Annotated in this window: 7 protein-coding genes; 1 reads left to right on the top strand and 6 read right to left on the bottom strand. The window is 68.9% G+C overall.

Annotated elements, in window-relative coordinates; all coding sequences use genetic code 11:
• On the top strand, nt 1-786 hold a 786-nt coding region (locus tag ACHFFZ_RS09290), incomplete at its 5' end, for an ABC transporter permease (RefSeq protein ID WP_394276355.1).
• A 150-nt stretch (nt 787-936) separates the two neighbouring features.
• On the opposite strand, the gene ileS is transcribed toward ACHFFZ_RS09290, so the two are convergent.
• From ileS to ACHFFZ_RS09260, 6 genes are all read right to left on the bottom strand, one after another.
• On the bottom strand, nt 937-4,194 hold the full coding sequence (gene ileS / locus ACHFFZ_RS09285) for an isoleucine--tRNA ligase (RefSeq protein WP_394276354.1): 3,258 nt from the start codon (nt 4,192-4,194) through the stop codon (nt 937-939).
• Between the two features lie 399 nt (nt 4,195-4,593).
• The gene (locus ACHFFZ_RS09280) at nt 4,594-5,202 is read right to left on the bottom strand and encodes a hypothetical protein (RefSeq protein WP_394276353.1); all 609 of its coding nucleotides are present in this window, start codon (nt 5,200-5,202) and stop codon (nt 4,594-4,596) included.
• On the bottom strand, nt 5,199-6,002 hold the full coding sequence (locus tag ACHFFZ_RS09275) for a hypothetical protein (RefSeq protein WP_394276352.1): 804 nt from the start codon (nt 6,000-6,002) through the stop codon (nt 5,199-5,201). The genes ACHFFZ_RS09280 and ACHFFZ_RS09275 overlap by 4 nt, the downstream gene beginning before the upstream one ends.
• A complete protein-coding gene (locus ACHFFZ_RS09270) occupies nt 5,999-6,715 on the bottom strand; it encodes an ABC transporter ATP-binding protein (RefSeq protein ID WP_394276351.1) in 717 nt (238 codons plus the stop codon). Before ACHFFZ_RS09270 ends, ACHFFZ_RS09275 begins: the two co-directional genes overlap by 4 nt.
• Before the next feature lie 521 nt (nt 6,716-7,236).
• Complete coding sequence (locus tag ACHFFZ_RS09265; RefSeq protein ID WP_394276350.1) at nt 7,237-8,442, bottom strand: MFS transporter; 1,206 nt, start codon at nt 8,440-8,442, stop codon at nt 7,237-7,239.
• Nucleotides 8,443-8,508: 66 nt separating this feature from the next.
• Nucleotides 8,509-9,720 (bottom strand): SpoIID/LytB domain-containing protein (locus ACHFFZ_RS09260; RefSeq protein ID WP_394276349.1); only part of this gene is annotated, 1,212 nt, incomplete at its 5' end.

Raw genomic sequence — 9,720 nt, 5'->3', positions numbered from 1 at the left:
ATCACCGCAACCCCACGGGCCCCCAGGGCCCTCGCGTTCAACGAGACCAGCACGGTCCCCGGCGTCCCTTTCACCCGCCTGCTCGCCGTCGAGGCACGCAAGCTCGTCAACACCCGCGCCGGGCGTTGGGTGATCGCGCTGAGCCTCCTGGGCTCCGTCCTCGCCGTGGCAGGGGCCATGGCCCTCATCGACAACCCCACCGGCCATGCACTGTTCGACTTCGCCATCGCCCCCGTCGGGCTGATGATGCCGGTGGTGACCATCCTCGCCGCGACGGCGGAATGGTCGCAGCGCACGGGCCTCATCACGTTCGCCCTCGAACCCCGCAGGGGACGGGTGGTGGGCGCCAAACTCGTCGTCGCCATGCTGCTGGGGGCCCTCACCGTCGTCGTCGGGATCGCTCTGGCCGGAGCCGCCTACGGGATCGCGCTGGCCACCGGTTCAGCCGCCGGTTGGGAACTCACCTGGCAGGTGGTGGCGGGCAACTCCGTGGTGATGCTGGCCGGCATGCTGCAGGCCGCCGCGTTCGCCTTCGCCCTGCTCAACACGCCGGCTGCCATCGTGGCCTACTTCCTGGTGCCGACGGTGGTCAGCATCGCCACATCACTGTCCGGCTGGCTTGCCGAGCGGGCGGCCTGGGTGGACGTCAGCTCAGCGGGCATCCCCTTCAGCCTCGGCCAGTTCAGCACCAGCGGCTGGGCCCACCTGGCCACCGCCTCCGCGATCTGGATCCTCATCCCGCTGGTGGCCGGCGTCGCCCGGGTGCTGAGGAGCGAGATCAAGTAGGCAAGTCCAGCCAGACCACAGACAACCCAGGCGTTCAGGAAGGGGGCCAGAAAGGCGGTCGTGGCACGAAGGGTCCTCCCGACGGCCCGCCGACCCAGACAGACAGAAGGGCTCCGGAATCCCAGATTCCGGAGCCCTTCGCTTGGCGACTCAGGCCTTCGACAACGCCGTCACGAGTCCCAGCTCATCGTCGGAGTCGGTGGCCTCCGCCACCTCGCCCAACTCGAAGCCGGTCGCGAGCACCTCGTCGGCGATGAGCTTCTGGTGGGCCGAGATCGCTTCAGCCAACTGCCCCTCCGCCTGCACCGTCACCGAGATGCGATCAGAGACGTCCAGCCCGTGGCGCTTACGCGCCTCCTGGATGAAGCGGATCACCTCGCGCGCCAGGCCGGCCAGGATCAGTTCCGGCGTCAGCTCGAGGTCGAGGGCGACGGTCTCGCCCTGCTCGTTGATGACGGACCAGCCCTCGCGCGGGCGTTCGCTGAGGATCACGTCGTCGCCGGTCACCTCGATGGTCTCGCCTTCGAATTCGAACTCGGCGCGGCCGTTGCTGCGGAGTTCCCCGGCGAGCCAGGCCGCGTCGAGCTCGGCGATGGCGCCCGCCACCAGCGGGGTGCGCTTGGCGAAGCGCTTACCGAGGTTGCGGAAATTGCCCTTGGCCGAGTAGTCGACCACGTCGCCGGCCGAGCTGAAGGACTCGATCGAGCCGATGTTGAGCTCGGCGGCGATCTCGGCCACCAGCGACTCGTCCAGCTGCGCGTGGGCGGCACTGGGCACCAGCATCCGGGCCAGCGGCTGACGGGTCTTCACCCGGGCCTCGGCGCGGGCGCTTCGGCCCAGCTCCACCAGGCGGCGGGTCTGCTCCATCGAACGCTCCAGCAGCGGGTCCACCAGCGAGGTGTCCGCCTCGGGCCAGCGCGCCAGGTGCACCGAGCTCGGCGCCTGCGGGTCGGTGGCCACGAACAGGTCCTGCCAGACGCGCTCGGTGATGAAGGGCACCATCGGCGCCATCAGGCGGGTGAGCACCTCCAGCGTCTCGTGCAGCGTGGTCAGGGCCGACGGGTCACCGTCCCAGAAGCGGCGACGGCTACGGCGCACGTACCAGTTGCTCAGCTCGTCGACGAACTCGGCGATCCGGCTGCCGGCGTGCTGGGTGTCGAACTTCTCCAGCGCCTCGGTGACGTCCAGCACCAGCTGGTTCGTGGCGCTGGCCAGCCAGCGGTCCAGCACGTGGCGTTCCGCCACCGGCACCACCGACTGCGAGGCTCCGTCGGCGTGCTGCGACGAAGAAGCAGCATCCAATGCCGTGCCGAGCGCAGGGGGGTTCGGGGGGATCGCTCCCCCCGGGATGAACTCGTTCGCGCGGGCGTAGAGGGCGTGGAAGGCGACGGTGTTCCAGTAGGTCAGCAGCACCTTGCGGACCGTCTCGGTGATCGTCGTGTCACCGACGCGACGGGCAGCCCACGGCGAGCCGGAGGCGGCCATGAACCAGCGCACCGCGTCGGCGCCGTGCTTGTCCATCAACGGGATGGGAAGCAGGATGTTGCCCAGGTGCTTGCTCATCTTGCGGCCGTCCTCGGCCAGGATGTGGCCCAGGCACAGCACGTTCTTGTAGCTGGACTGGTCGAAGACCAGCGTGTTGACCGCCATCAGCGTGTAGAACCAGCCGCGGGTCTGGTCGGTGGCCTCGCAGATGAAGTCGGCCGGGTAGTTGGCCTCGAACTTCTCCTTGGAGCCCTCCACCCACGGGTAGCCCCACTGGGCGAAGGGCATCGAGCCGGAGTCGAACCAGGCGTCGATCACCTCGGGCACGCGACGGTAGGTGCCCTGCTCGCCGGGCAGGGTGAAGGTGACCTCGTCGACGAAGGGACGGTGCGGGTCCATCTGGGCCAGCTCGGGACGCCCCGCCAGCTCGGCCAGCTCGGCGCGCGAGCCGACGCAGACCACACGAGTGGGGTCGGCGTCATTGCGCCAGACCGGCAGCGGCGTGCCCCAGTAGCGGCTGCGGCTCAACGCCCAGTCGATGTTGTTCTCCAGCCAGTCGCCGAAGCGGCCGTGCTTGATGCTCTCGGGGTACCAGTTGGTCCGCTCGTTCTCGTCGATCAGCTGCTGCTTGCGCTGCGTGGTGCGGATGTACCAGCTGGGCATCGCGTAGTACATCAGCGGGGTGTGGCAGCGCCAGCAGTGCGGGTAGGGGTGCTCGTGGTCGAGGGTGCCCAGCAGCAGGCCGTCCTCGCGCAGCTTCTCGACGATCACCGGGTCGGCCTTCTTGAAGAACAGGCCGCTGACGAAGCCATTGCCGTCCAGGAAACAGCCGTCGGGACCAATGGGGTTGACGAACTCGACGCCGTGGCGCTTGTTGCTGTCGTAGTCGTCCTGGCCGAAGGGGTAGGCCTGGTGCACCAGACCGGTGCCCTCGCCGACGGCGACGTAGTCCTCGAGCACGACGAACCAGGCCTTGCCGGGCTGCTCCATGACGTCGATGGCGCGCTGGTAGGTCCAGCCCTCCATCTCACGCCCCAGGAAGGTCTCGCCGACGCTCCACTCCTCCCCCAGGGCGCTGGGCACGTTCTCCACCGCGATCACGACGGGGGTCTCGCCCTCCTTGCGGGCGATGCAGTACTCGATCTCGGCGCCGGCGGCGACGGTGACATTGGCCACCAGCGTCCAGGGGGTGGTGGTCCAGATCGCCAGGTCGGCCTTGCCCGCCCACGGGCCGCTGGTGAGCGGGAAGCGGGCGAAGACGGTGGTGTCGACGGTGTCCTCGTAGCCCTGCGCCAGCTCGTGGTCGCTGAGCGCGGTCTGGTCATTGGGGCAGTAGGGGGCGACGCGGAAGTCCTCCACCAGCAGGCCCTTGTCGAAGATGGTCTTGAGCGCCCACCACTCGCTGTCGACGTACTCGGGGGCCATCGTCCAGTAGGCCTCGTCCATGTTCACCCAGTAGCCCATGCGGTTGGTGAGCTCTGCGAACTGCCCGACGTGGCGGCTGACGCTCTCGCGGCACTTGGCATTGAAGGCCTCGACGCCGAAGTCCTCGATCTGGTCCTTGGAGTCGATACCCAGTTCCTTCTCGACGGCCAGCTCCACCGGCAGGCCGTGGCAGTCCCAGCCGGCCTTGCGGTCCACGCGACGCCCCTGCATCGTCTTGAAGCGGGGGAAGACGTCCTTGAAGACGCGGGCCTCGATGTGGTGCGTGCCGGGCTGGCCATTGGCCGTCGGGGGGCCCTCGTAGAAGGTCCACGGCTCTCCGTCGCGGGTGGCCTCGAGGGTCTTGTCGAAGGTCTGCTCGCGCTCCCACAGGGCGAGCACCTCGTGCTCCATCGCCGGCAGGTCGATCTGGGCAGGGACGCTGTTGTACTGGCGCGCGCCCCGGTTGGTGGCTGCGTCGGGGGTCTGGTCGGTGCTCATCGCGATCCTCTTCGTCGTCTGGCCTGACGAAGGGACGAGGCATCCGGAGACTCTCCGGGCGACCCGCGGTACCACCCTCCTTGAACCCGTGCACGACGGATTCCACTCTTGCTCGCCGCAGCCGGGTCTAGTGGGTCGGTTCTCGACTGTTCTTCCGGCAGCTCCGGGGTGATGGCCCCATCACGGCCTTGCGGTCGTCGCACATCTTACAGGCCGTGTGCGCGGGGTTTCGCACCATTCCTGCCGCTGGCCACGGCGCTGGCTCCTGGGTGGCGGGCCGGGAGTCCACTGTGCACGTCGAATAACGACCGGGCGCCCGGTGGAGCGCATGCCCAGTGAGCTTTCGACGTGCGGATTCGGCGGGCATCCTGACGGGCTCGACCAAGAGCGGGGTCCGGCTCAGGACTGGGCGTGGGCCAAGGGCCGATGGGGATCGACGGCAATGGCGAAGACGACGGCTGCACCCGCTACAAACAGCGCAACCAGACCCCATACCGAGGTGTGCTGATGCACCATGCCGTAGCGGTTGGAGAAGCCCTGGAATCCCATCAGCCCGGCAAGCCCATCCCAGAACATGAGCAGGACTGCCCCCGCCCCGGCAGAAAGGACCAGCCCCGATGCCCCCCACCGACGTGTCGTCAGGATGGTGGAGGCCACCAGGACACTGCTCAAGAAGAGTTCGAAGTGGAGCGCACCCCACTGCGCACCAGAGCTGTGCCACAGCCACGCGCAGAGGATCGTCGATCCCAAGACGAAGATGCTGTTCACCGCGACGTCGACCTGTGGCCCTCGCAAGGTCGTGGAGCGTATCTCCCCCAATGGGGGCACAGTGCAGATCCCCAGGAGCGCAGGGGTGAAGGCAATGAACATCTCTTGGGCAATGCGAATGCCGTCTGCCCCGGGAATGCTCAGCGGCTGCCGGAAGAGGCTGGCGAGCAGGATGACGAGTCCGAGACCGATGCAGAACTGCGGGATCCGGTGCAGGCGCAGCACCACCCCGACGCTCATCTGATCTCCTCGTAGGTGTCCACTGCCTGACGCGCCACGAAGGGCTCGAAGACGGCGCCAATCCCCACGAAGCAGCAGATCGCCACCATCCACCAGAAGTGTCGACGCAGTGCCCTGATCGGCACCCGTCGCATCTGCAGGCACAAGCACCCGACCGCCATCAGGATGTTGGCCGCGACCGTCGCCGCCAAATGACCGGGAATCGGGCGGTAGCCGGTCATGAACCAGCCGGCCGCCTCCGTGGCCAACAGCTCCGGATAGCCTTCGGCGTAGAAGACGTTCTGCGAGAGGAAGATCGCGATCGCCGTCACCGGCACGGCCCAGGGGTCCTTCCAGTACTCCCCGATCACACCTCCCAGGCACACTGCTGCCAGCAGTGCCGCCGGGCCCGTCAGGAGCTGCCAGGGGAGGGTGACCCCGGTCGCATCCGCATGGCCAATGACGCACAGCGCGCTCCCCAAGGCCAAGGTGACTGCCTGAACGGCAACTCCCATGAGGTATACCGCGGCGAGGATGTCCAGACGACTGCGCGGCGCCCGGGCCAGGCCCCCTACCAGCGCATCAACCGGGTCACGCCAGGCGCGGTGGATCAACAGGACCACCGTTGCCGCGGCCACCGGTGACAGCAGCAGCGTCCCTCCACTCCACAGCGAGAGCATCCAGGACCAGTCCAGGGCCCAGGCCGGAAGGGAGGTGCTGTCGACCGACTGGGCGTTGAGCATGCAGAAGACCTGCACAGCCAGCATCGCGGGCACCAGGAACTTCCAGCAGGCCCGCGTCCACATCTGGATGCCCATCATGGCCGGTCGTCCGTGTCCGGAATGAGGTCGAGGAGCCACGAGGGGTTGCCGCTGTCCGGGGGCAAGCCGTCATGGACGATCAGTCCGCGATCAAGGACGATGACGCGGTCGGTGAGTTCCACCACGTCCTCCAGCAAGTGGCTCGACAAGATCACCAGTTTCGCCGGGGTCTTCTTCAACAGCTCCACCATGGTGGCGCGCTGGCGTGGATCAAGCCCGGTGCTCGGCTCATCAAGCAGGAGGATCGTCGGTTCGCAGGCCAGTGCTTGGGCCAGCCAGGCGCGGCGCACCATCCCCCCAGACAGGCTGTTCATCGGCGCCTGCGCAGCCTGGGTGAGATTCACCTGCTGGATGGCACGGTCGGCCCGCTGGCGTGCTTCCTTGCGCGAGAATCCTCGCAGCCACGTGAGGTAGGCGACGAAGTCCACCACGGACACCCTGCCGGGTGCCGTCGGGGTCTGGGGCATCCACGCCACCTGCCCCAGGACCTTGCGGCGGTCACGGGACGCATAGAGGTCCCGACCGTCGATGCGCACGGTGCCCGTCGTCGGCGGCAGGGCACCAGCAATCATGCGCATCAGCGTCGACTTGCCCGCCCCATTGGCGCCGACCAACCCCACGACGCCTTCATCGAGGCTGAGGTCCAAGGCATTGAGAGCGGGTGTCCCACCTCGGTAGACGTGGGACACCCCCTTGATCTCAAGCTCGGGCACCGGCCGACCAGCCGCTGCACGTGTCAACCTTCAGTCGACGGTCCACACAGGTCTTCCCCTTGGCGGACCAAGGCCCTGCCGTTGGGGCAGAGAACTTGCCCGACCGTGAGACGGTCGTCCACGAGGTCGAAGTCGAATTGCTGGACCGAACCTTGATGGAGTTCTTGGCCGACCAGAAGTAGCCCTCTGTGTAGCCTGGGCGACCGTTGCTGGCGCTCATCTTCACCGAAGAATCGTTCTTGGCTGTGGTGAAAGCGACGGTCAGGGTCCCCTTGCCACTGGCAGTGACCCCGTCTGCCGTCGCAGTCTGGGTTCCGTAGGTTGCAGCCCACGCATTCGGTGCAAGGCAGGCGAGTCCGGCGAGGACCACACAGCTACGGCCGAGGTTTCGAGCAAACATCTTGCTCCCTTTCGTCATGCCCCCCTCGTTGGAGAGCTGCTGAAAATCTAACAGACAAAGGATTCACAAGGGTACAGAGGTGGTGGTTCCGATCGAAGAAGTTTCATCTCGTGGAGGACTCTCAGACAGCGCGCTCGCGGGGGCGGCGACGCATGCGGTGGTGCAACACGCCCATCATCAAGGTTCCGGCCACGGCACAGCCGGCCCCCACCAGCAGCGCGCCGCGATAGCCCATCGGCTCCACCAGGGCACCCAGCACGAAGGGGCCGATGCCGGTGCCGGCGTCGACCAGCAGGAAGTAGCTGGAGACGCCCAGGCTGGCACGTGCCGAACCGACCAGGTTGAGCGCGACCGTCTGCCCCGAAGGAACCAGGGTCCCGTAGCCCAGGCCGAGCAGCGCACCCCCGGCCAGCAGCACGGCCCCGGAGGTGGCCACGGCGGTGAGCACCACACCCGCCACCATCGCCACCATCATCGGCACCAGCACCGCGGTGTCGCCGACGCGGTCCTGGACCATCCCGGCCACCGGGCGCGAGATGGCGATCACCAGGGCGTAGACCAGGAAGTACCAGCCGCTGGCCTCGCCCAGCCCGACGCTGCGGGCAAAGGGGCTGAGCAGGGTGATGATGGCGCCGAAGGGCATGGCGCAGACGGCGACCGTCAACGCCACGGGCAGCACCCGGGGCTCGACGAAATCGGACAGCGTGAGGCGCTCCCGTTCCCGCCTTCGCTCACGCGGTGACATGCCGCGCGCCACCAGCAGCGAACTCACCACCGACACCAGCCCGCAGGCGATGGCGGCCAGGAATACCGACTGCTGGCCAGATCCCTTCTGCAGCTGGGCCCCGACGAAGGGCCCGATCCCGGTGGCCAGGGCCAGGCCGAGGCTGAACCAGCCGGAGCCCTCGCCACGGCGCTCGATCGGCACCCGCGAGAGCGCGGTGCCGGTGAGCGCGGTGGCGGCGATGCCGAAGCCGACGCCGTGCAGGAAGCGCAGCACCAGCAGCAGCGCCACCGAGCCCACCCAGGGGTAGACGAGGGTGCCCAGCAGCATCGCCAGGGTGCTTCCCACCACGACGATCCGCTCCCCCAGCGTGGTGGCCATCCGCCCCGCCACCAGGCGGGCGACCATCGCCCCGACGAACCAGGCGGTGCCCACCAGCCCGGCCTGGGTCTGGCTGGCCCCCAGCTCGTCGAGGGCCCAGCCGCTCAGCGTCGAGGTGAGCATGTAGAAGATCATCGCCACGCCGAAATTGGCCACCGTCAGGCTGGTGAACAGCCGGGTCCACAAGGGGGGTCGGGCACTGGGAGCGCTGGGTGTGGGCATGCGGGTGAGCCTAGCCATGGCCTCGGGGCGACGGTCGGGCCTGTTCCGCCACCCGCGACGCCCACCTCAGGCGACGGTGAACCAGGCGCCCTTCCAGCCCTTCACGTGCGGCGCGAACTGGCTGGCGGTGAGCGTCACCCGGCCGGTGCTGCCCTCGACGCGCACGGTCCTCACCCGTCCGCCCCACTGGCCGTGGCCGTCGCGGCTGGTCACCACGACCCGGCGCACCGTTCCGACGCCCGGGTGGCGGCGCTGCAGGGAGGCGGCATCGACCGTCGCCGTCCACCGGGTGACGGTGGTGGGCAGGCGGTCCTCGTAGGGGTCGGGGCGAAGGGCGGTCCAGCGGTAGCCGCCGGGAGCCACCTGTCCGCCGTTGGAGGCGGAGAACTCGCTGCGCACCACTGCCCCGCCGACGGTGAGCACCCGCCCGGTGGTGGCGGCGACGCCCTGGCGGGTCTGGGTGCTCTCCTCGGCGATGCCGCCGAAGACCTGGCAGCTGGTGGTGTCGCAGATGTCGTAGAGGCGGTGGCGCGGGTGGGCGACATACCAGGCGCCGTAGCTGCGGGCGGCGACGGCCTGCGCGGCCTGGGCCTGGACGGGCCAGTTGGTGTAGTTCTCCCACGGCACCACCTGGCGGGTGTAGTCCTCCAGGCTGGTGCGCAGCACGGGCACGATCGTCGCGCCGGAGCGGTGGCCGGTGAGGGTTCCGAGGTAGGTGGCCGCCACGGTGCCGCGGGCATTGAGGGCGGTGAGGCTGCCGTCGGTGGCGGTGATGGTCCAGCGCCCGGAGCTGGTGGTGCGAAGCGACTTGCGTCCGGCGGCGGTGTGGAACCACAGCGTGGTGCTGGTGGCGGTGCCGCCGATGCTGGGGCGGCCCACCTCCCAGCTGGCGACGGGGGTGCTGCCGTCGAGGGTGGGCAGGACGATGCGCTGGCCGGCCCCGTCGGCGGCGACGAGCCCGGCCTCGGCGGCGACCCGTACGGTGCTGCCGGTGCGGCTGACGGTGTTGACGCGGATGCTGGTGGCCCGGGCCGGTGCGACGGTGGCCCCCGGGTAGTAGAAGGACAGGATCTGCGACCAGCTGCGGCCCTCGACGGCCTGCTGGTAGCTGCCCCACTGGCTCATGCCGCGGCCGTGGCCGTAGCCGCGACCCTCGAGCGTGATGGGGGCGGGGGCGGCGGTGGCAGGGGCGGCGATCGTGCGGCACGTGGCCACCAGGCCCAGACCGAGCAGTGCGGTGACGGGGCGGGCGGATGCGTGGACGGTGGTGCGGGACGG

It is taken from the genome of Luteococcus sp. (genome assembly GCF_043424415.1).
Lineage (GTDB): Bacteria > Actinomycetota > Actinomycetes > Propionibacteriales > Propionibacteriaceae > Luteococcus.
This window is presented reverse-complemented; position numbering and strand designations above follow the sequence as displayed.

Excerpts from the sequence above, each read along its gene's own strand:
- ACHFFZ_RS09280 (WP_394276353.1), bottom strand. The coding sequence starts at position 5,202 with ATGAGCGTCGGGGTGGTGCTGCGCCTGCACCGGATCCCGCAGTTCTGC.
- ACHFFZ_RS09265 (WP_394276350.1), bottom strand. The coding sequence starts at position 8,442 with ATGCCCACACCCAGCGCTCCCAGTGCCCGACCCCCCTTGTGGACCCGG.
- ACHFFZ_RS09275 (WP_394276352.1), bottom strand. The coding sequence starts at position 6,002 with ATGATGGGCATCCAGATGTGGACGCGGGCCTGCTGGAAGTTCCTGGTG.
- ileS (WP_394276354.1), bottom strand. The coding sequence starts at position 4,194 with ATGAGCACCGACCAGACCCCCGACGCAGCCACCAACCGGGGCGCGCGC.